At 74.5% G+C, this 20,213-nt stretch carries 18 protein-coding genes; 13 read left to right on the plus strand and 5 right to left on the minus strand.

Annotation, left to right across the window (positions count from 1 at the left end; all coding sequences use genetic code 11):
* Window positions 1-172 precede the first annotated feature (172 nt).
* Window positions 173-1,165, plus strand: a complete 993-nt coding sequence (locus tag AC069K_RS21585) for an SGNH/GDSL hydrolase family protein (RefSeq protein ID WP_365105899.1) — start codon at window positions 173-175, stop codon at window positions 1,163-1,165.
* 390 nt (window positions 1,166-1,555) lie between these two features.
* On the opposite strand, the gene AC069K_RS21590 is transcribed toward AC069K_RS21585, so the two are convergent.
* The gene (locus AC069K_RS21590) at window positions 1,556-1,969 is read right to left on the minus strand and encodes a hypothetical protein (protein WP_365105761.1); all 414 of its coding nucleotides are present in this window, start codon (window positions 1,967-1,969) and stop codon (window positions 1,556-1,558) included.
* Window positions 1,970-2,102: 133 nt separating this feature from the next.
* On the opposite strand from AC069K_RS21590, the gene AC069K_RS21595 reads away from it, so the two are divergent.
* Window positions 2,103-2,942: a MurR/RpiR family transcriptional regulator gene (locus AC069K_RS21595; protein WP_358833745.1), complete on the plus strand. Its 840-nt coding sequence runs from the start codon at window positions 2,103-2,105 to the stop codon at window positions 2,940-2,942.
* Window positions 2,943-3,681: 739 nt separating this feature from the next.
* On the opposite strand, the gene AC069K_RS21600 is transcribed toward AC069K_RS21595, so the two are convergent.
* The gene (locus tag AC069K_RS21600) at window positions 3,682-5,004 is read right to left on the minus strand and encodes a type III PLP-dependent enzyme domain-containing protein (protein WP_478618622.1); all 1,323 of its coding nucleotides are present in this window, start codon (window positions 5,002-5,004) and stop codon (window positions 3,682-3,684) included.
* A gap of 114 nt (window positions 5,005-5,118) precedes the next feature.
* On the opposite strand from AC069K_RS21600, the gene hutU reads away from it, so the two are divergent.
* The 4 genes from hutU to hutI all read left to right on the plus strand — a co-directional run bounded on the left by hutU (window position 5,119) and on the right by hutI (window position 11,261).
* Window positions 5,119-6,780 carry a urocanate hydratase gene (gene hutU / locus AC069K_RS21605; RefSeq protein ID WP_365105755.1) on the plus strand — a complete coding sequence of 554 codons (1,662 nt, stop codon included), beginning with the start codon at window positions 5,119-5,121 and terminating at the stop codon, window positions 6,778-6,780.
* A 437-nt stretch (window positions 6,781-7,217) separates the two neighbouring features.
* A complete protein-coding gene (locus AC069K_RS21610; RefSeq protein ID WP_358834348.1) occupies window positions 7,218-8,408 on the plus strand; it encodes an allantoate amidohydrolase in 1,191 nt (396 codons plus the stop codon).
* On the plus strand, window positions 8,399-9,736 hold the full coding sequence (locus AC069K_RS21615) for a formimidoylglutamate deiminase (protein ID WP_478618625.1): 1,338 nt from the start codon (window positions 8,399-8,401) through the stop codon (window positions 9,734-9,736). Before AC069K_RS21610 ends, AC069K_RS21615 begins: the two co-directional genes overlap by 10 nt.
* Before the next feature lie 346 nt (window positions 9,737-10,082).
* Window positions 10,083-11,261, plus strand: a complete 1,179-nt coding sequence (gene hutI, locus AC069K_RS21620) for an imidazolonepropionase (protein WP_478618628.1) — start codon at window positions 10,083-10,085, stop codon at window positions 11,259-11,261.
* On the opposite strand, the gene AC069K_RS21625 is transcribed toward hutI, so the two are convergent.
* Both AC069K_RS21625 and AC069K_RS21630 read right to left on the minus strand, forming a co-directional pair.
* Window positions 11,240-12,139: an NAD(P)H-binding protein gene (locus AC069K_RS21625; protein WP_478618631.1), complete on the minus strand. Its 900-nt coding sequence runs from the start codon at window positions 12,137-12,139 to the stop codon at window positions 11,240-11,242. The two genes, hutI and AC069K_RS21625, sit on opposite strands and share 22 nt — an antisense overlap.
* A gap of 105 nt (window positions 12,140-12,244) precedes the next feature.
* Complete coding sequence (locus AC069K_RS21630) at window positions 12,245-12,862, minus strand: HD domain-containing protein (RefSeq protein WP_478618634.1); 618 nt, start codon at window positions 12,860-12,862, stop codon at window positions 12,245-12,247.
* Between the two features lie 54 nt (window positions 12,863-12,916).
* On the opposite strand from AC069K_RS21630, the gene AC069K_RS21635 reads away from it, so the two are divergent.
* Window positions 12,917-13,609, plus strand: coding sequence for an aspartate/glutamate racemase family protein (locus AC069K_RS21635; protein WP_478618637.1), 693 nt, complete (start codon window positions 12,917-12,919; stop codon window positions 13,607-13,609).
* A 51-nt stretch (window positions 13,610-13,660) separates the two neighbouring features.
* Here the strand turns inward: AC069K_RS21635 and AC069K_RS21640 are convergent, their stop codons facing one another.
* The gene (locus AC069K_RS21640; RefSeq protein ID WP_358834336.1) at window positions 13,661-14,533 is read right to left on the minus strand and encodes an RNA polymerase sigma factor SigF; all 873 of its coding nucleotides are present in this window, start codon (window positions 14,531-14,533) and stop codon (window positions 13,661-13,663) included.
* Between the two features lie 377 nt (window positions 14,534-14,910).
* On the opposite strand from AC069K_RS21640, the gene AC069K_RS21645 reads away from it, so the two are divergent.
* The 6 genes from AC069K_RS21645 (at window position 14,911) to AC069K_RS21670 (ending at window position 20,176) form a co-directional block, all read left to right on the plus strand.
* Entirely contained in the window at window positions 14,911-15,279 is a 369-nt protein-coding gene (locus tag AC069K_RS21645; protein ID WP_478618640.1) for an STAS domain-containing protein, read from the plus strand.
* A gap of 80 nt (window positions 15,280-15,359) precedes the next feature.
* Window positions 15,360-15,830 carry an ATP-binding protein gene (locus AC069K_RS21650; protein ID WP_358834338.1) on the plus strand — a complete coding sequence of 157 codons (471 nt, stop codon included), beginning with the start codon at window positions 15,360-15,362 and terminating at the stop codon, window positions 15,828-15,830.
* 196 nt (window positions 15,831-16,026) lie between these two features.
* Window positions 16,027-16,674, plus strand: coding sequence for a peptidase (locus tag AC069K_RS21655; protein ID WP_365112929.1), 648 nt, complete (start codon window positions 16,027-16,029; stop codon window positions 16,672-16,674).
* 33 nt (window positions 16,675-16,707) lie between these two features.
* Complete coding sequence (locus AC069K_RS21660; protein ID WP_478618645.1) at window positions 16,708-17,604, plus strand: COG1470 family protein; 897 nt, start codon at window positions 16,708-16,710, stop codon at window positions 17,602-17,604.
* Window positions 17,601-18,728, plus strand: coding sequence for a hypothetical protein (locus tag AC069K_RS21665; RefSeq protein WP_478618648.1), 1,128 nt, complete (start codon window positions 17,601-17,603; stop codon window positions 18,726-18,728). Before AC069K_RS21660 ends, AC069K_RS21665 begins: the two co-directional genes overlap by 4 nt.
* A 14-nt stretch (window positions 18,729-18,742) precedes the next feature.
* On the plus strand, window positions 18,743-20,176 hold the full coding sequence (locus AC069K_RS21670) for a hypothetical protein (RefSeq protein ID WP_478618773.1): 1,434 nt from the start codon (window positions 18,743-18,745) through the stop codon (window positions 20,174-20,176).
* Window positions 20,177-20,213: the final 37 nt, after the last annotated feature.

Here is a 20,213-nt window from a genome sequence, read left to right on the forward strand (position 1 = left end):
TCCGTGATGGTCCCGCCAGCGTATGCGCACAGCGAGCGCCCGTTCACCTCACGGCGGGATTGAGCGACACCCGTCACCGGGCAGGTAGCTGATGTACGGCTCCAAGGAGGTGGCGGTGGCTGGGAGTGTGTCGACCGTGTCGGCCGGGGTGTCGGCGGGGTCACGGGCGAGGGTGGCGCGCCGCATCGCGGCGGGCGCGGCGTTCGGCGGGGGCGGGATCGGGCTGCTCGCCACGGCCGCCGTCGGGGTGCTGCTCGCGGAGGCGGCGCTGGCCAGGCGCTCGGTGGGCGGCGCCACCGCCCCGCATCCGCCGAGCGCCGACGGGCTGTACGGGGTGGCGTTCGCCAACGGCACGGCCCCGCTGCGGCTCGGCATACTGGGCGACTCCACGGCCGCCGGGCAGGGCGTGCGGCGGGCCGGGCAGACCCCGGGGGCGCTGCTCGCCTCGGGGCTCGCGGCGGTGGCGGAGCGGATGGTCACGCTCCGCAACGTGGCGCAGCCGGGCGCCCAGTCGGACGACCTGGACCGCCAGGTCTCGCTGATGCTGGCGGACCAGGCCCGTATCCCGGACGTCTGCGTGATCATGATCGGGGCCAACGACGTCACCCATCGGATGCCGCCCACCACGTCGGTGCGGCATCTCGCGGGCGCGGTGCGGCGGCTGCGTACGGCGGGCGCCGAGGTGGTCGTGGGCACCTGCCCCGACCTCGGCTCGGTCGAGCCGGTCTACCAGCCGCTGCGCTTCCTGGCCCGGCGCGTCTCGCGGCAGCTGGCGGCGGCGCAGACGATCGTGGTGGTCGAGCAGGGCGGGCGGACGGTCTCGCTGGGCCATCTGCTCGGCCCCGAGTTCGAGGCGAACCCGCGCGAGCTGTTCGGCCCGGACAACTACCACCCCTCGGCCGAGGGGTACGCGACGGCGGCGATGGCCGTCCTGCCCACCCTCTGCGCCTCGCTCGGGCTGTGGCCGGACGCCGACCGGCTGGACGCGGACCGCGACGAGGACATCCTGCCGGTCGCCAAGGCGGCGGCGGAGGCGGCGGCGGAGCCCGGCACCGAGGTCAGCGCGGCCCGCGCGCCCTGGGCCCTGCTCAAGCACCGGCGCCGGCGGCGGCTGACCGCGACCGAACCGTCCACCGCGCACCCGGCGCACCCGGCCCACCCGTGAGCGCCGTCCCCCGAGTCCCGTACGGCTCGGGGGATGTGGCGGGCCGTCACATCCGTCGCGGAACCGGTACGGGCACGACATGTCCGCGCAGCACGCGCTTAACACACGTACGGCACAGTGAGGGGTGTCGGACGGGGAGACCCGGCCGGCACCACCAGCGGCGTCGAGGACCTCCGGAGCGGCTCCCGGACTCCCGGACGCCAGGACGCGGCGACCGGCCCTTGACCCGGGACCGTGTCCCGCGCGGGGACCGCCGTCGTCCCGCCCCCCGGGAGACCGGGGGTGCGGCGGTCCCCGCGCTCAGCTTTTTCCGGGGTCCCGGGGTTCCCGGATGCCCGGATGCCCGGTTCTTCTGGTTTCCGGGGTGCCGGGGCTCCGGGCTTCCCGCCCTCAGTCGGTGTCGCCGTCGCCCCGGCGGCGCGGCCACGGCCACGGGCGGGCGGCGTGCACGGCGTTGACGCCGAAGATGCCCGCCCAGGTGACGAAGAGACCGCTCAGGCCCGCGTTGACGGCGCCGATCGCGGACAGCGGGATGGCGAGGACCAGCGAGATCATGCCGAACCCGAAGCGCTCCGCGAAGCCGAGGTCGGGGTTCGGGCCGGGCGGACGGCCGCCGCGGGCCACCACCATCTGCTGTTCGGCGAGCTGGCGGCGCACCCGGCGGTCGATCGCCGGATCGAGGCGCTGCTCCACCTTCTCCAGGAACGAGTCGACGAGCGCGGGCTCGTACTCCTCGCCGAGCTCCCTGCGGGCCTGCAGGGTGGCGTCGAGTTCTTTGCGCAGTTCGGCGTCGCGGGCTTCCATGGTCCCCACGGTACGGAGCGGGGGGCGCCGGCACAGTGGGGATAGCCCCCGTACTTGCCCCCCTGCATATGGTCATGCAGAGTGCTGGGCGACTGAATATCGTGGAGTGACGGGCGTGAGGAAGGGGGACGGCATGAGCGACGGCCCTGCCGCGCGGCTGCAACAGCTCTTCGAGGGGCGGCGGCTGACGCCGACCCAGCGGCGGATCGCGCACTCCATGGTGCGCAGGGCCGCGGATGTGCCGTTCCTGTCCAGCGTGGAGCTGGCGGAGCTGGCCGGGGTGAGCCAGCCCTCGGTGACGCGCTTCGCGGTCGCGCTGGGCTTCGACGGGTACCCGGCGCTCCGGCGCCATCTGCGCGAGGTGGTGCCCGCGGACGCGCCCGCGGCGGGCGAGGACGCGTACAACGAGTACCAGCAGGCGGTCCAGGCCGAGATCGAGAACCTGCGCCATCTGGCCGGGCTGCTGGCGGATCCGGCGCCGGTGGAGGAGGCGGGGCGGTTGCTGGCGGCGTCGCGGCCGCTGCCCGTGCTCGGGCTGCGCGCGGCCTCCTCGCAGGCGCGGGGGTTCGCGTACTTCGCGGCGAAGGTGCACCCGGATGTGCGGCTGCTCGACGAGGGCGGGTCGATGCTGGTCGACCGCATCGACGCGGCGTCGCGGGCCGGGGCGTCGGCGCTGCTGTGCTTCGCGCTGCCGCGGCATCCCCGGGAGGTGGTGGACGCGCTGGCGTACGCGCGTACGCGGGGCCTGGTGGTGGTCACGGTCGCCGACTCCGCGTTCGCGCCGGTGGCGCGCCACAGCGACCTGCTGATCCCGGCCGCGGTCGGCACGGGCCTCGCCTTCGACACGGCGTGCGCGCCGATGCTGCTGGGGCGGGTGCTGCTGGAGGCGATGTGTGACGGGTTGCCGGATGCGCAGGCGCGGTTGGAGGAGTTCGATGCGGGGGCCGCGGGGCGCGGCTTGTTCGTGGAGTAACCGCCCCCGGGCCGCGCTTCCGCCCCCGGGGGACGATTTCGCCCCCGGGCCGCGCTTCCGCCCGCGGGGGGCGATTTCGCCCGGGGTTCGTCTGCGGGTGGGTGGTGGCTTGCTCGCGCAGTTCCCCGCGCCCCTTCTCGGCCGGGGGTTCGTCTGCGGGGCGGTGGTGGGCTGGTCGCGCAGTTCCCCGCGCCCCTGGGGGGTGTGGGGCTCGGGGTCGGGTGGGCGCCCTTGGGGTCGGTTTTCGTCTGTGGGTCGTGGTGGGTTGCTCGCGCAGTTCCCCGCGCCCCTGAAGGCCCGTGGCCGAGCTGGTGTTTCTGGCTGCGGCGGGATGCCTCAGGGGCGCGGGGAACTGCGCGATCAGGCCCCACCGGGCCGCAGGTGAACGAAGAACCTCTCGGGGTTCGGGGAACTGTGGGAGCAATCACACCGCCCCGCAGGTGGATCCCGGCTGAACAGGGGCGCGGGGAACTGCGCGATCAGGCCCCACCGGGCCGCAGGTGAACGAGGAACCTCTCGGGGGGCCGGGGAACTGTGGGAGCGATCACACCGCCCCGCAGGTGGATCCCGGCTGAATAGGGGCGCGGGGAACTGCGCGATCAGCCCACCACCGGCCCGCAGGTGAATGACGTCCTTTCAGGGGCGCGGGGAACTGCGCGGGCTCCATCGCGGGGCCGCAGGTGGGCGACGAGCTCCGAGGTACGGGCGTTGCGTGAGCGGGCCGCCCCGGGGGAGCGGGTTACAGCAGGGCGTCCGGGGTTGTGCCGCCCGCTTCCCGCACGATCGACGCCAGCGTCTGCGGCTCGCGGACCAGCGCGAAGCGGACGCCCGACGGGGTCGTCGTGTAGCCGTGGACGCCCGGCCTGGCGAGGCTGTTGTACGCGTAGTGGTGCCCGAAGCAGTACGCCCCGGTGTCCAGCACCGCCGCATAGTCCCCCTGCTCCAGCCGCGGCAGCGCCCGCGCCCGCGCCAGCAGGTCCCCCGCGAAGCAGGCGGGCCCCGCCACGTCCTGGAGGACGGGCGGTCCGGGCTTGGGGCGGCCCGAAGGGCCGTACGCGGCGATCCGCAGCGGCCAGGACTCCGGCGCGAACACCGTACGGGCCGCGATCTGCACGCCCGCGTGGGTGACCGCGATGGCCCGCCCCCCGGCCGTCTTCGCGTACTCCACCCGCGCCAGCACCGTCCCGTGCTTGGCCAGCAGCGACCGCCCGAACTCCGTCACCAGCGCGTACGACCCTTCGAAGAGCCCGGGCACCTCCGCGCGCAGCAGCCGCGCGTACTCCCCGTACGTCGGGCTCACCTCGTCCGAGGCGAAGTTCACCGGGAGCCCGCCGCCGAGGTCGACCGTGTCGACCTGGCGGCGGCCCACGCGCGCGTTGATCTCCTCCGCCAGCTCGTACGCCGCCCGCACCCCCTCGGCCATCAGCGCCAGGGGCACCCCCTGGGAGCCGGTGTGCGTGTGCAGGCGGGTGAGCCAGGGGCGGGCCGCGTACGCCGCGACGACCCATTCCCGCGCCCCCTCGTCCCGCAGCCCCACCCCGAACTTCGAGGTCCGCGTCGCGGTGGAGAGCGCGGCGATGGACCCCCCGCCCACCTGCGGGTTGACCCGCAGGCCGAGCGGTGAGGCGGTCGCGGTGGAGGCGAGCAGCGCGTCGAGGCGGGCCAGCTCCTGCGGGTTGTCGGCGTTGACGGCGACGCCCAGGGCGAGGGCCTCGCGCAGCTCGGCGGGGGTCTTGGCGGGGGAGTCGAGGACCGTGCGGCCGGGCGGGACCCCGGCGGCGCGGGCCAGGGCCAGTTCGCCGGGGCCGGCGACCTCCGCGCCGAGCCCCTCGGAGGCGAGCAGCCGCAGGACCGGCACCAGCGGGCCCGCCTTCACGGCGAAGGCGTGCAGCACGGGCGCGTCGGTGACAGCCGCGAAGGCGCTGGTCAGCGCCCTCGCGCTGGCCCGGATGCCGGTGACGTCCAGCAGCGCGGCCAGCGGGACCTCGGGGCCGACGAGGCCCTGCTCCACGGCCGCCCGCACCGCCTGGTCGCGCCGCGCCGCCGCCTCGGTGTTGGTCATGGCTTCCAGCCAATCACCGGGTCCGCCGACGCGCAGACGTACCGATGTATTGACTAGTTCTATTCAGCCGGTCAGGATGTGAATACTTGAGTCACGTCGTGAGGAGGCCTCGCCATGTCAGGACCCCGCCCCGTACGGGCACCGCGCGGTACGGAACTGAGCGCCCTGGGATGGCAGCAGGAAGCCGCCCTGAGGATGCTCCAGAACAACCTCGACCCCGAGGTCGCCGAGCACCCCGACAAGCTCGTCGTCTACGGCGGCACCGGCAAGGCCGCGCGCGACTGGCGCTCCTTCGACGCGATGGTCCGCACCCTGCGCACGCTCAAGCAGGACGAGACGATGCTCGTCCAGTCCGGCCGCCCGGTCGGCGTGATGCAGACCCACGAGTGGGCCCCGCGCGTCCTGATCGCCAACTCCAACCTGGTGGGCGACTGGGCGAACTGGGAGGAGTTCCGCCGCCTGGAGCAGCTCGGCCTGACCATGTACGGGCAGATGACCGCGGGCTCCTGGATCTACATCGGCACCCAGGGCATCCTCCAGGGCACGTACGAGACGTTCTCCGCCGTCGCGGCGAAGAAGTTCAACGGCACGCTCGCCGGGACCATCACCCTCACCGCCGGCCTCGGCGGCATGGGCGGCGCCCAGCCGCTCGCCGTGACGATGAACGACGGCGTCGCGATCTGTATCGACGTCGACCCGCGCGCCATCGAGCGCCGCATCGAGCACCGCTACCTCGACGTGAAGGCCGACAGCCCGCGGCACGCGCTGGAGCTGGCCGTCGAGGCGCGCGACGCCCGCCGGCCGCTCTCCATCGGGCTGCTCGGCAACGCGGCGGAGCTGCTGCCGCAGATGCTGGCCGAGGGCGCGCCGATCGACATCGTGACCGACCAGACGTCCGCGCACGACCCGCTGGCGTACCTGCCGGTCGGCGTCGACTTCGACGACATGGCCTCGTACGCGGCGAAGGACCCGGCGGGCTTCACCACCCGCGCCCGGGAGTCCATGGCCCGCCACGTCGAGGCGATGGTCGGCTTCATGGACGCGGGCGCCGAGGTCTTCGACTACGGCAACTCCATCCGCGGCGAGGCGCAGCTGGCCGGGTACGACCGGGCGTTCGCCTTCCCCGGCTTCGTCCCCGCGTACATCCGCCCGCTCTTCTGCGAGGGCAAGGGCCCCTTCCGCTGGGCGGCGCTGTCGGGCGAGGCGTCCGACATCCACAAGACGGACAAGGCGATCCTGGACCTGTTCCCGGAGAACGAGTCGCTGCACCGCTGGATCAAGATGGCGGGCGAACGCGTCCACTTCCAGGGCCTGCCCGCGCGGATCTGCTGGCTCGGTTACGGCGAGCGCGACAAGGCGGGCGAGCGCTTCAACGACATGGTCGCCTCGGGCGAGCTGGCGGCCCCGCTGGCGATCGGCCGCGACCACCTGGACTGCGGCTCGGTGGCCTCCCCGTACCGCGAGACCGAGGCGATGCTCGACGGCTCGGACGCGATCGCGGACTGGCCGCTGCTGAACGCCATGGTCAACGTCGCCTCCGGCGCGTCCTGGGTCTCCCTGCACCACGGCGGCGGCGTCGGCATGGGCCGCTCCATCCACGCGGGCCAGGTGACGGTGGCGGACGGCACGGCGCTGGCGGGCGAGAAGATCCGCCGCGTCCTGACGAACGACCCCGGGATGGGCGTCATCCGGCATGTCGACGCCGGGTACGACATCGCGGAGTCGGTCGCGGACGAGCGGGGTGTGCGGGTGCCGATGCGCGAGGGTGAAGCGTGACGGGGGGCACCCCGTCGGCCCCTGTTCCCGGGGCGGCCCCGGGGCCCACGGCCGGGTCCGCGCCGGCGGGGGCTGGTCGGGCCGTTCCCCGGGTTCCTGAGGGTGGTGCCGGTTCGTCGGCCGGGTCCGCGCCGGTGGGGGTTGAGCGCGCAGTTCCCCGCGCCCCTGAAGGGGGTGCGGGTGCCCCGGACAGCGGCCGCGTCCCTGAGGGGGCGCAGACCGCCGGCGACGCGCGGAGGGCCGGGGCGCCGGCCCTCGGCGGGGTGCAGGGGCCGCAGGCACCGCGGGGGGCGGGAGCCCCTGGCGGGGTGCGGGCGGCGCAGGCCCCGCTCGGGGGGCCGGGGGCGGAGCCCCCGGGGAACTCCTCCCCCACCCACCCGCACCCGCGGAGCGTTTCGGGAAGGGGCGGGGTGGGGGAGACCCCCTCGTTCCACGAGATGTGGCGCGATCTCGCCCCCATCGGTCGGGACGCCGGCACCCGCGGCTACCGCCGCTTCGCCTGGACCGGGGCCGACGCCGACTGCCGCGCCTGGTTCCGGGCGCAGGCCGAGTCCCGCGGGCTCACCTACGAGCTCGACCGCAACGGCAACCAGTGGGCCTGGGCCGGCGACCCCACCGCCGGGGACGCCGTCGTCACGGGGTCGCACCTGGACTCCGTCCCCGACGGCGGCGCCTTCGACGGCCCCCTCGGCGTCGTGTCGTCCTTCGCCGCCCTCGACGAGCTGCGCAGGCGCGGAGCCGTACCCACCCGCCCCCTCGCCCTCGTCAACTTCGGCGACGAGGAGGGCGCCCGCTTCGGCCTCGCCTGCGTCGGCTCCCGGCTCGCCGCCGGGCAGCTGACCGTCGAGGCCGCGCACCGGCTGCGCGACGGCGACGGGATCACCCTGCCGCAGGCGATGGAGCGCGCCGGATACGACCCGGACGCCATCGGCCCCGACCCCGAACGCCTCGCCCGTATCGGCGCGTTCGTCGAGCTGCACGTGGAGCAGGGCCGCGCCCTGGACCTGAGCGGCGACGCGATCGGCATCGCCTCCGCCATCTGGCCGCACGGCCGCTGGCGGTTCGACTTCGCGGGCGAGGCCAACCACGCGGGCACCACCCGCCTGGTGGACCGGCGCGACCCGATGCTCACGTACGCCGAGACCGTCCTCGCCGCCCGCCGCGAGGCCGAACTCGCGGGCGCGGTCGCCACCTTCGGCAAGATCTCCTGCGAGCCCAACGGCGTCAACGCCATCCCCTCGCTGGTGCGCGGCTGGCTGGACTCGCGCGCCGCCGACCAGGAGACCCTCGACACCGTCGTCGCGGCGGTCCGGCGGGCCGCCGAGGAGCGGGCCGAGCGGGACGGCGTGGACCTGACCGTCGTACGGGAGTCGTTCACGCCCGTCGTCGAGTTCGAGCACGCCCTGCGCGACGAACTGGCGAAGATCCTGGGCGGGCGGACCCCCGTCCTCGGTACCGGCGCAGGACACGACGCCGGAATCCTCTCCGGGACGGTCCCGACCGCCATGCTGTTCGTACGCAACCCCACGGGCGTCTCGCACTCCCCGGCCGAGTTCGCCGGCGAGGACGACTGCGTGGCCGGGGTGCTCGCACTCGCCGACGTTCTGGAGGGGCTGGCGTGCAGGTGACGTCGTACTGGCTGGAGCACGCCTGGCTCGACCCCGAGGTCGAACCGGGCGTGCTGGTGGAGGTGGCGGACGGCCGGATCACCGCCGTACGCGAGGGAGTCGAGGCGCCGCCCCCCGGCGCCGCCGTCCTGCGCGGGCTCACCCTGCCCGGCCTGGCCAACGCCCACAGCCACGCCTTCCACCGGGCCCTGCGCGGCACGGTCCAGGTCGGCTCGGGCACGTTCTGGACCTGGCGCGAGACGATGTACGCGGTCGCGGCGCGGCTCACGCCCGAGTCGTACCACGCGCTGGCGCGGGCGGTGTACGCGGAGATGGCGCTCGCCGGGATCACCGCGGTGGGCGAGTTCCACTACCTCCACCACGCCCCGGGCGGCACGCCGTACGCCGACCCGAACGCGATGGGCGAGGCGCTGATCGAGGCCGCCGCCGACGCCGGGATCCGCATCACGCTGCTCGACACGGCGTATCTGTCGTCCGGCTTCGGTGAGCCGCCCAACACCCACCAGCAGCGGTTCTCCGACGGCACCGCGCGGGCGTGGGCCGAGCGGGCGGCGCTGCTCAAGCCGCGCGACGGCGTACGGATCGGAGCGGCGATCCACTCCGTACGGGCCGTGCCCGCCGACCAGTTGCGCGAGGTCGCGGCGTGGGCCGAGGAGCGGGAGGCGCCCCTGCACGTCCACCTCTCCGAGCAGGTCGCGGAGAACGAGGCGTGTCTGGCCGCGCACGGGTGCACCCCGACGCGGCTGCTCGCGGACCACGGGGTGCTCGGGCCGCGGACGACCGGCGTCCACAACACCCACCTCACCGACGAGGACATCGCGCTGCTGGGCGGGTCGGGGACGGGGACGTGCATGTGCCCGACGACCGAGCGCGACCTCGCCGACGGCATCGGCCCCGCGGTCGCCCTCCAGCGCGCCGGGTCCCCGCTCTCGCTCGGCAGCGACAGCCACGCGGTGGTCGACCTGCTGGAGGAGGCGCGGGCGATGGAGCTGGACGAGCGGCTGCGTACGCGGACGCGGGGGCACTGGACGGCGGCGGCGCTGCTGCGCGCGGCGTCCCCGGACGGCCACGCGGCCCTGGGCTGGCCCGACGCGGGCCGCCTCGCCCCGGGCGCCCTCGCGGACTTCACCACGATCGCCCTGGACACGGTCCGCACGGCGGGCCCGGTGGCGCGGCTCGGCGCGGAGACGGCGGTGTTCGCGGCGTCGGCGGCGGATGTGCGGGAGGTGGTGGTGGGGGGCCGGCGGGTGGTGCGGGACGGGGTGCACGTGACGGTGCCGGACGCGGGTTCCGCCCTCGCGAAGGCGATCGCGTCCCTACGGGAGTGAGCCCCGCCCACGGCCAGGCGCCGGGCTGCCCGCGCCCCTTCTTGGCGGGGCGTTCGTCTGCGGGTGGGTGGTGCGTTGCTCGCGCAGTTCCCCGCGCCCCTGAAAAGCGTCGTTCGTCCGCGGGTCGTGGTGGGTTGCTCGCGCAGTTCCCCGCGCCCCTGGGGGGTTGCCCGCAGCCGGAACAGTTGGCTCAGCCACAGGCTCTTAGGGGCGCGGGGAACTGCGCGAGCGACCCCCCGCCGGCCCGCAGTCAGGCAACCGCCCCTTCAGGGGCGCGGGGAACTGCGCAACAAGCGCCCCAGCCCCACCGCCCCGCAGACGAACAACCACCCCCCGGAGAGGACCCATGACCACCCCCCTCACCACCCTCATCACCAACATCCCCACCCTCGTCACCAACGACCCCACCCTCGGCCCCACCCCCCTCGGCCTCGTCGAGAACGCCGCCGTCGTCATCGACGGCCCCACCATCGCCTGGGTCGGCCGCGCCGAGGACGCCCCCGCCGCCGACGAGGTCCACGACGCCACCGGCCACGCCGTCATCCCGGGCTTCGTCGACTCCCACTCCCACCTCGTCTTCGCCGGTGACCGCACCCGGGAGTTCAACGCCCGGATGTCGGGCCAGGCGTACAAGGCGGGCGGCATCCGTACCACCGTCGCCGCCACCCGCGCCGCCACCGACGCCGAGCTGGGCGCGAACGTCGCCCGCTACCTCGGTGAGGCCCTGCGGCAGGGGACGACGACCTTCGAGACCAAGTCCGGCTACGGCCTCACCGTCGAGGACGAGGCCCGCGCCCTGCGCATCGCCGCCGAGCACACCGACGAGGTGACGTACCTCGGGGCGCACATCGTCGCTCCGGAGTACGCCGACGACCCCGCCGCCTACGTCGACCTCGTCACCGGCGAGATGCTGGACGCCTGCGCCCCGTACGCCCGCTGGGTCGACGTCTTCTGCGAGAAGGGCGCGTTCGACGGCGACCAGGCGCGGGCGATCCTCCTCGCGGGCAAGGCCAAGGGGCTGACCCCCCGGGTGCACGCCAACCAGCTCTCCTACGGGCCCGGCGTCCAGCTCGCCGTCGAGCTCGACGCGGCCAGCGCCGACCACTGCACCCACCTCACCGACGCCGACGTCGACGCGCTGGCGAACGGCACCACGGTCGCGACGCTGCTGCCCGGCGCCGAGTTCTCCACCCGCGCCCAGTGGCCCGACGCCCGGCGGCTGCTCGACGCGGGCGTGACCGTCGCCCTGTCCACGGACTGCAACCCGGGGTCCTCGTTCACGTCCTCGATGCCGTTCTGCGTCGCCCTCGCCGTACGGGACATGGGAATGACCCCGGACGAGGCCGTCTGGGCCGCCACGGCCGGCGGCGCCGCCGCGCTGCGGCGCACCGACGTCGGGCGGATCGCGCCGGGCGCCCGCGCCGACCTCGCGCTGCTCGACGCCCCCAGCCACGTCCACCTCGCCTACCGGCCCGGCGTGCCGCTGGTCACCGACGTCTGGCGTCAGGGCGTCAGGTGCCGGTAACCGCGCGGATGTGCCTCCAGGTACTCGGCGAGGGACTGGGCGCGGTGGCCGGTCAGCCGGGGCACGGTGTCGGCGACCGCCGCCATCTCCCCGGCGGCGATCGCCTCGTACGAACTCACCCAGCCGGTGACCTCCCACTCCTCGGCGCCGTACCCGGCCCGTGAGGCGAAGGCCTCCTCGCGGGTCTCCTCCACATAGGTGACGGCGCGGCCCGTCACCCGGCTCAGCTCGGCCGCCACCTCGGTGAGGGTCAGGGCCTCGGGGCCGGTGACGTCGTAGGTGGCGCCGTCGTGCTCGCCGCCCCCGGGCCTGTCGCCGCCCTCGCCGAGGAGGACGGCCGTCGCCACGTCCGCGATGTCGTCGTGCGCGACGCCGGAGACCCGGCCGTCCCCGGCGGGGCCCCGGATCACCCCGTCCGGCCCGGCCATCGCGGCCAGCCCGGACAGATAGAGGCTGTCGCGCAGGAACGTGTACGCGAGGCCCGTGCCCCGGATGTACTGCTCGGTGTGCCAGTGGTCGCGCGCGAAGGTGAACGCGGCGTCCGGGGCGGCGCCGAGGAACGACACGTACACGATGCGGCGCACGCCCGCCGCGACGGCCGCGTCCACGGCCGTGGTGTGCTCGCGGACCCGGTCCGGGGACTCGTGCGCCGACACCATCAGCATCGTCCCGGCCCCCGCCAGCGCGTCCCGCATCGCGGTCGCGTCCCCGAACGCGGCGGGCGCCGCCCTGACCGCGCCGGGCAGCTCCGGCAGCCGCCCGGGGCTGCGGCCGACCAGCCGGGTCGCCACCCCCCGCTCGGCGAGCCGGCGGGCCACCCGCCCGCCGATGGCTCCACTGGCTCCCGTCACGGCGACGACCGGGTTCACCGGGGTCATACAGGCCTCCTGGCGGTCTTGGAGCTGCGGTGGGCGATCCCTCGGCGGCCAGCATGCCCACAGGGGGCCGCTACGCGCGATCCCGGGCCGTTCCCCCAGCGCCCGCTACGCGCGATCCAGCCCGTTCCCCAGCGCCCGCTTCTCCCAGCCGCCCGCCACCAGCTCGGCCGCCGCGCACCCGGGCTTGCGCCGGGCCTGGTCGTGGAAGAGGTCCACGAACGCCCGGGCGAAGCCCAGCCGGGGAAACGCCTCCACCAACTCCGCCCGGAACGCGGTGTCGAAGGCATCGAGGCCGGTGCCGGACACGTCGGCGCTCGTGCCCACCTGGAGCAGCCGGCTCTCCACGTCCACCTCCGGCGACACGTCGTCGCGCATGTGCAGCACGATCAGCTCGGCCGCCCGGTCGCGGCGCGCGTCCGGCCAGCCCAGACCCGCGGTGAAGACCCGCGCCAGATGGCCGCCCGCCTCCTCGAAGGGCAGGCGGTGGCTGTCGAAGGGCGGGGTGAGCGCCAGGTCGTGCAGGAGCGCGGAGACGAAGAACAGCTCGCGGTCGTACTCCAGGCCCTGCTCGCGGGCCCAGGCCGCGCCGAAGAAGTACGACCGCAGCGAGTGGTGGTACAGCGCCGCGTCGGCGTACTCCGCGCAGACCAGCCGCGCCGCCCGCGCGGCCTGCCCCTCGGGCATCGCGATCCCCGCGACCTCGGTCGTCTCGTGCTCTCCCACGGCCCCACCCCTCGTCCACAGCGGTCAGTTGCCCCCACAGCCTAGAGTGGCGCGATGAGGACCATCGGCCTGATCGGCGGCATGAGCTGGGAGTCCAGCGCGGAGTACTACCGGCTCCTCAACGAGCTCGTACGCGAGCGGCTCGGCGGACTGCACTCGGCCCGCTGCGTCCTGCACTCCGTCGACTTCGCCGGGATCGAGGAGCTCCAGCGCGCCGGGGAGTGGGAGCGGGCGGGCGAGGTGCTGGCGGCGGCCGCGAAGGGTCTGGAGGCGGCCGGCGCCGACCTCGTGCTGATCTGCACCAACACCATGCACAAGGTGGCGGACCAGGTCGCCGCGGCCGTCTCCGTACCGCTGCTGCACCTGGGCGACGCGACCGCGCGGGCGGTACGGGCCCGGGGCGTGCGGCGGGTCGGCCTGCTCGGCACCGCCTTCACCATGGAGCAGGACTTCTACCGCGACCGGCTGCGCGCGCACGGGCTGGACGTCCTCACCCCGGGCGCCGAGGACCGCGCCCTGGTCCACCGGGTCATCTACGAGGAGCTGTGCCTGGGGGTGGTGCGGGAGGAGTCCCGCGACGCCTACCGGGACGTGATCGCGCGGCTGGTCGCCCGGGGCGCCGAGGGCGTCGTTCTGGGCTGTACCGAGATCGAGCTGCTGATCCGTCAGGAGCACAGCCCCGTACCGGTGTTCCCCACCACGCGGCTGCACGCCGAGGCGGCGGTCACCGCCGCGCTGGCGCCATAGCCGAGGGCCCGTCCCCCCGGGGGGACGGGCCCTCGTGGCACGCGGCGGAGCTCACTCCTCCACCGTCAGCCCCTTGCGCAGCCGGGTGAGGGTGCGCGAGAGCAGCCGGGAGACGTGCATCTGGGAGATGCCGAGCTCCTCGCCGATCTCGGACTGGGTCATGTTGGCGACGAACCGCAGCGACAGGATCTTGCGGTCCCGGGCGGGCAGTCCGGCGATCAGCGGCTTGAGGGACTCGATGTACTCGACGCCTTCGAGGTCGTGGTCCTCGTAGCCGATCCGGTCCGCGAGCGCGCCCTCGGTGTCGTCCTCCTCGGGCTGGGCGTCCAGCGAGCTGGCGGTGTACGCGTTGCTCGCCGCCATCCCCTCGACGACCTCGTCCTTGCTGATGCCCAGGCGCTCGGCGAGCTCGCCCACCGTGGGTGCGCGGTCCAGCTGCTGGGCGAGTTCGTCGCCCGCCTTGGCCAGGTCGAGACGGAGCTCCTGCAAGCGCCGGGGGACCCGGACGGACCAGGAGGTGTCGCGGAAGAAGCGCTTGATCTCGCCGACGATGGTCGGCATGGCGAAGGTGGGGAACTCCACGCCTCTGTCGTACTCGAAGCGGTCGATCGCCTTGATCAGGCCGATGGTGCCGACCTGGATGATGTCCTCCATCGGCTCGCTGCGCGAGCGGAAGCGGGAGGCGGCGAACTTCACCAGTGCGAGGTTGAGTTCGACGAGCGTGTTGCGTACGTAGGCGTACGCGGGGGTGCCCTCTTCGAGGGAGTCGAGCCGGGCGAAGAGCGTCTTCGACAGGGCCCGTGCGTCCAGCGGCGCGATGTGTTCGTAGGGAGGGATCTCCGGGAGATCGTCGAGTCCCTCGAGGACGGTGTGCGGTACGTGCGTTGCCGACGTATCCAGGGATGCGTCGAGCCGGGGTGACATGGGGTCTCCTCCATCGTTCTCGGCATATGGCTGCCGATGCCCATACGTGGCGGATCGGTGTGCGGCGCCTCCATGGCCGGTCGCGGTGAAAAACTGTCTCTCCTACCCCTACCCGCTTTGGTCCTACCGCCGCAAGGATGAGTTGTTACTATATGTCCGGTTCGGGGTGGTGTTCGGCTTCCGACGGGCGTAGGGAAGGCGTAGTGTTCTCGGGGAGTCCGCGTTTACGGAGCCGTGTTCGGTGCCGTATGCGGAGAGGTGCGTCACTTGTGACGGGGAGCACAGCGAAAGCACCGTGAAGGACGACACGAACCACCGCCGCACCGTTTACGGTGTGGCACGGCGAATCACGGCGATCAAGGCGAAGAGGGACGGGCATGGACCGCGGCACGGTCGGAAGCGCAAACGGGGGCCGTCTCAAGGTCGGCGTCCGCTCGCACGGCCGCAGTGAGATCTTCACGCCCGTGGGCGAGCTGGACCACCACACGGCGGAGCTGCTCAGCGAACCGCTGGAGAGCGCGGTCGCGGCGGGCCGCAGCCGGCTGGTCGTCGACTGCGCGCAGCTCGAGTTCTGCGACTCGACCGGACTGAACGTGCTGCTCGGGGCCCGGCTCAAGGCCGAGGCGGCCGGCGGCGCGGTCCACCTGGCGGGGATGCTTCCTGTGGTGGCCCGCGTCTTCGAGATCACCGGAGCGGAAGCGGTCTTCACCATGCATGATTCGCTCGAAGCCGCACTGGACGACTGACCCCGCGCTTGCGGGGCAGGAGACCAGACCCAAGACGTTGGCGAACCAGGCGTTCGGTGAATCGGTGAGGTGAAGCGCTGATGAGCACCACCCGGCAGCACCAGCCGGGCGACCGCGGCTCCGAGCCGGACGGAGCTCCGGTGACGGCCTCACGCGTCCTCGCCCTGGACGGAGCCAGTGGCGTCGTGCCCCTGGCCCGCGACTTCACCCGCCAGGCGCTGTACGAGTGGGGCTGGCTGCCGGCCGCCACCGCCGACCGCCGCGCCGCCGCGGAGGACGTCCTGCTCGTGGTCTCCGAGCTGGTCACCAACGCCTGTCTGCACGCCGAGGGCCCCGAGCAGCTGCGCGTCGCCCTCACCTCCAAGGTGCTGCGCCTGGAGGTCACCGACCTCGGCTCCGGCCAGCCCGCGCCCCGCACCCCGCACCGCGCGGGACGGCCCGGTGGCCACGGCATGTTCATCGTCCAGCGGCTCTGTCTGGACTGGGGTGTCCTCAGGACGCCCGGAGTGCCCGGCAAGATGGTCTGGGCGGAGCTCGCCGCGCCCGCGTAGGGCGCCCTCCCCGCCCGCGCACGCCCTCACGCGGTGCCCGCCCAGGGCACTCGCGTCACTCGCGTCCGTCATCCGCTGTGTTGTGTGTCTTCCCTCGACAAGGTCCCCGGCGTACCTTGACGCCCAATCTGATGTGCCGTCAGAACGTGAACGGCCTCGGGACCGAGGGAAATTCGAGGTGTCGTACGTGTCGTACGTGTCGTACCAGAAGCGGACAGCACTCGCCCTCGCGGCCGCGGTGGCGGGCCCGGTGGTGCTGATGGCCGCCCCGGCCGCCCACGCCGACGTCGTGGACGTCAACTACAAGTGCGAGACACCGATCGGGCCCAAGAGCGCGGTGTCGCCCATCGACATCAAGGCCGTCAGGAGCGGCAGCGCCTACCGACTGACCATGTCGTTCCAGAAGGGCGTCTCCTCCAGCCCCGTGGCGCTGGGGCCCGGCGCGATGAAACCGAGCGCGGTCGTCGCGCTCGGCGGCGCCGACAAGGGAACGGTGGCGGTCTCCGGACCCGCCAACACCGCCGAGATACCCGCCAACAGCCCCATCAAGATCAGCGATCTGAGCGGTACGTACACGCCGAAGGCGTCGGGCAAGGTCACCTTCACCGCCTCGGTCCTCACCATCAAGGCGCTGGGCACCACCACGACCTGCACCCCGGGCAACAGCCCCGGCCCCTCCCTCTCCCTCGACGTCACCGGCGCCCCCGGGGCCGCCGCGTCGCTGCCCAGGACCGGCCCGCTCGACTCGGCCCTCGCCCTCGGCACGCTCGGCGGCACCGTCCTGCTCACCGGCGCGGCCGGGGTGCTGTGGCTGACCCGGCGCGGGGCCCGCGCGCACGGCTGACCGTCCCTACCGACGCCCGACGGGGAGCCGCCGATGCCGCCGCGACCGTTCCGCCGGGCCGTGTTCGCCGCGGCCCTGGCCCTGTCCGCCCCGACCGTCCCCGCGGCGCACGCCGCCGAGGCGGCGTGGAGCGCCGCGCCCGCCCCGGGAGGAGGCGGCAGGGCGTACTTCTACCTGGAGGGCGCGCCCGGCTCCGTCCTGGAGGACCGGCTCGCGCTCACCAACCCCACCGGACGGCCGCTGACCCTGCGGCTGCGCGGGACCGCCGCCGGCACCGCCACGGCCACCTCCACCGGCGCCTGGATCACGCCGGCCGCCGCCGAGGTGAGGATCCCGCCGCGCACCCGGGCCGAGGTGCCGTTCGCGGTCACCGTCCCGGTCGGCGCGCCGCCCGGCGGCCGCACGGCGGCGCTGGTCGCCTCCGGCGGCGGCCGCCAGGAGCGGGTGCCCGTCCGGGTCCGGGTCGCCGGACCGGCCCTGGCCGCGCTCACCGTCGAGGACGTACGGCTCGACCGGGGCAGCCACCTGATCCGCTACGCCCTGGTCAACCGGGGCAACACGGTGCTCGCCCCGAGCCTGGCCGTACGCGTCGACGGGCTGTTCGGACAGCGGCTGCGGCGCCCGGCCCGACCGCTGCCGGTGGAGCTGCCGCCCGGCGGGCGCGTCGAGCTGACCGAGCCGTGGCACCCGCCCGCCCTCGGCCGCGTCGAGGTGCGCCTGACGGTGACGGCACCCGGCGCCGCCCGCGCCGAGGCGACGGCCTCGACGGCGTTCGTGCCGTGGGGGCCGGTGGCGGGCGCGGGATGCGCGGTGGCGGGCGGGGGAGTGGCGCTGTGGCTGCGCCGGGGGCGGGGGCGGGGGCGTATACCTCACCGCCTCGAAGCGGCCCGGCCCGCGGACGAGTCGGTGACGACGGGGGTGGCGTCGTGAGGGGACGTACGGGAGGGGCGGCGCTGGTCACGGCCGTACTGCTGACGCTCACCGCGGCACCGCCACCGACGGCCGCGGGCGCCCGGGAAGGGAAACCCGGCGTGGCCCTCTCCGCGCGGGAGGGGAAACCCGTCGTGACGCTTTCCGCGCCGGAGGCGGCCAAGGGCGGGGAGGTCACCGCGAGCGGCACCGGCTGGCGGCCCGGCGCGCTCCTGATGCTGCTGGTCTGCGGCCAGTCCACGCCCGGGCAGGGCGTGATCGGCGGCACCAACTCCTGCGCCAACGCCGACGGGCGCGCGGTGACCACCGACGCCAAGGGGGCCTTCAGCAAGCCGCTGCCGGTGGCCGCGCCGCCCAAACCCTGCCCCTGTGTGGTGCACGTGGCCACCGTGACGGGGGAGCAGGCCGCGGTGGACGCCGAGGTGCGGATCGCGGGCCATCCGGTGGCGCCGCTGCCCGAGCAGTCCGGCACCGGACGCCTGAGCGTCCTGACCGCGCCCGAGCTCAAGGGCAGCAGCGGGCTCCTCACCTGGTTCGGGGCGCCGCCCTCGCGCACGCTGGTCGTCACCGTCGGCAACCTCGGCCCGGCGCCGGTGAAGGACCCGGTCTTCCAGGTGGGCACCTCCCACGGCGTGTTCGCGCCGCGGTGGGAGGACCGGCAGTGGAAGGGCACCGTCGCGCCCGGCGGCAAGGCCGAGGTCCGTCTCGGCTTCGAACTGCCCGCGGGCGCGCACGGCGACTACCAGGTCCTGGTGAAGTACGGGCCGAAGGTGCTCGCCACCCAGCCGTGGGGCGTGGGCCGCCCCTGGGGCGTGACGCTCTTCTGGATCCTGCTGTGCCTGGTCGTCCCGGCGGCGGTGTTCCGTATCGGCATGGCCGTGGTGGACAGGGTCCGCCCGAGCGGGACCGGGCCCGCGCGACGGGGCCGGGCGGCCGGTCCGCGCCGGATCCGCCCCGGCCGCCCGTCACGGACCGCCGCCCCCGGACCGCCCCCGCCCCCGCCGCCCTCCGGCGACGGCGACCCCGCCACGCGTACGGCGACGACGCCCCTGCCGTGGTTCACCCCGGACTCCGCACCGACCGAGAACCGTCCGAACACCCCCACGACGAAGGGACATACGTGACCACGCAACGGAGGATGAGCGCGGCCGGCATCGCGCTGATGCTCGGCGGCGCGGGGATCGTCCTGGCCGCCGGGCCCGCCCGGGCGGCGGAGGTCTCCTACGCCACCGAGTGCATCCCGCCCCCCATCTCCGGCCTGCCGCCCGTGGAGGGCACCACCAAGGTGCAGATCACCGCGCCCGCCGAGGCGAAGGTGGGCGACGAGGTCGAGGTGGTCTGGAAGACCGTCCAGGCCGCGTCGAAGAACCCCGATGTGCTCGACCTGGAGAAGGACACCGTGAAGCCGTCCGGCACCCTCAAGGTGGCCGGGGCGCAGAGCGCCGACCTGGCGGTGGAGGGGCCGCGGCAGAACCCGCCGATACCCAAGAACAGCCCGATGGTCCTGCCGGACATGAAGGTGAAGCTGAAGCTGACCAAGGCGGGCGAGGTCACGCTCGCCCCGGACAAGTACACGATCAACGTCAGCAAGCCGATCCCGACGGACACCAAGTGCTCCCCGAAGGCGGCGGTGGCCGCCGGCGCGACGATCAAGGTGACGGACGGCGGGGGGACGACGTCGGGCGGTACGACGACGTCCGGCGGCACGACTGGGAGCGGCGGCACCACGACGTCCGGCGGCACGACGGGCTCCGGCGGGACCACCGGGAGCGGCGGGACCACGGGCTCCGGCGGGACGACCACGTCCGGCGGGACCACGACCACGGGAGGCAGCACCGGCGGCAGTACCGGAGGCAGCACGGGCGGCAGCACCACCGGCGGGACCGGTGGGACCGGCGGCCAGAGCGACTTCCCCGGCAAGGAAGTCGCGGTCACCTTCGCCTGCAAGTCCCCCGGCCCGGCGAGCATCAACTCCAAGGTGACGGTCAGCGCCAAGAAGAACGGCGGGAGTTACGACCTCACGGTCAAGACCGCCAAGGGCGTCATGAACAGCCCGGCCCCGCTCCCCGCGGGCGCGCTGAAACCGTCCATGCAGATCACCGTCGGCGGCGCCGACAAGGGCGCGGTGACGGTGACGGGCGCGCCCAACTCCGGCCCCCTGAACGCCGGTGACCCGGTCAGCCTCTCCGACATGACCGGCAGCTACAAACCGGGGGCGAGCGGGAAGTCGACGCTCAGCCCCGGCGCGCTGACGATCGACGTCACCCTGGGCGGCTCGAAGATCACCATCCCGTGCGCGGTCAAGGGCACGGCGCCCGTCTCCCTGGAGCTCGACACCACGGCCCAACAGGGCGGCGCGTCGGGCGGCACCGGTACGCCGGGCGGCACCGGCACGTCCGGCTCCACGGGCGCCACCGGCGGCGGCACGGCCGCGTCCGGCGGCCTCGCGGATACCGGCGGAGGCGACCACGGCGCCCTGCGCGCCCTGGGCCTCGTGGCCGGAACCGCCGTCCTGCTCGGCGGCGCGGTCTTCACCTTCACCCCGTGGCGGCGGCTGCGCGGGCGGGGGTGATCGCCCCAAAGGCATTCGTGATGCCGATCCCGTGACG

The organism is Streptomyces sp. NPDC043908 (genome assembly GCF_056435525.1).